Raw genomic sequence first — 1,091 nt, 5'->3', positions numbered from 1 at the left:
GCCGAGGAGGCGCTGTGAACGACTACCCCCCGATCGCGGACCACGGCATCGTCGGTGACCTGCAGACGGCGGCTCTGATCGCCGCCGACGGCACCGTCGACTGGTGGTGCACCCCCCGCTTCGACTCCCCCAGCGTGTTCGCCTCACTGCTGGACAGCGACCGCGGCGGCTTCTGCCGGCTCGCCGCCGATGCGGGTCCCGAGGCGACCGTCCGCCAGCTGTACCTGCCGGACACGGCCGTCCTGATCACCCGTTTCATGGCGCCCGGCGGGGTCGGCGAGGTGGTCGACTTCATGCCGCCGGATCCGTCGCCGACGCCGTCCACCCATCACCGGCTGATCCGGGCGGCGCGGGTGGTGCGCGGCAGTCTGCCGTTCGAGCTGCTGTGCCGGCCGCGCTTCGACTACGGCCGGGCGGCGCACGGACTGACCCGGCTCGACGACGGGTCGGTGCTGTTCCGCGGGCCCGGCACGGACCTGCACCTGCAGGCGACCGCGCCGATCGCGCTGCACCCCGACGGTACGGACGTGTCCGCCCGGTTCACGCTGCACGCCGGCCAGCGCGCCGCCGTGGTGCTCACCGCCGAGTCGGGCGAGCCGGGCACGCTCAGCGGCCGGCCGGGCGGTCCGGCTCCCACCGCCGAGAGGATCACCGCCGAGTTCGAGGCGTGCACCGGGTTCTGGCTGGGCTGGCTGCGGTCCTGCCGCTACCGCGGCCGCTGGCACGAGATGGTGACCCGTTCGGCGATCACCCTGAAGCTCCTGACGTACGCCCCCACCGGCGCGCCGATCGCCGCCGCCACCATGGGCCTGCCCGAGCAGGTCGGCGGGGAGCGGAACTGGGACTACCGCTACACCTGGGTGCGCGACGCCTCGCTGTCCGTCCGGGCACTGATCGACCTCGGCTTCGTCACGGAGGCGAACGCCTTCCGCCGCTGGCTGCGGGACCGGCTGGACGCCGGCGGGACGGCCTCGGGCGAGCCGCTGCAGATCATGTACCGGGTCGACGGCGAACCGCACCTCACCGAGGAGGTGCTGGAGCACCTGGAGGGCTACCGGCGCTCCGCGCCGGTGCGGGCCGGCAACGCCGCG

1 protein-coding gene is annotated in these 1,091 nt (G+C 74.3%); it reads left to right on the top strand.

Annotation, left to right across the window (positions count from 1 at the left end):
* Positions 1–14 precede the first annotated feature (14 nt).
* On the top strand, positions 15–1,091 hold a 1,077-nt coding region (locus ABZ641_RS39010), incomplete at its 3' end, for a glycoside hydrolase family 15 protein (RefSeq protein WP_359989457.1).

The sequence above is a fragment of the Kitasatospora sp. NPDC007106 genome (genome assembly GCF_040634455.1).
Taxonomy (GTDB): Bacteria; Actinomycetota; Actinomycetes; order Streptomycetales; family Streptomycetaceae; genus Kitasatospora; species Kitasatospora arboriphila.
Note: the sequence above shows the minus strand (reverse complement) of the source record. Positions and strands in the feature narration are given on the sequence as shown.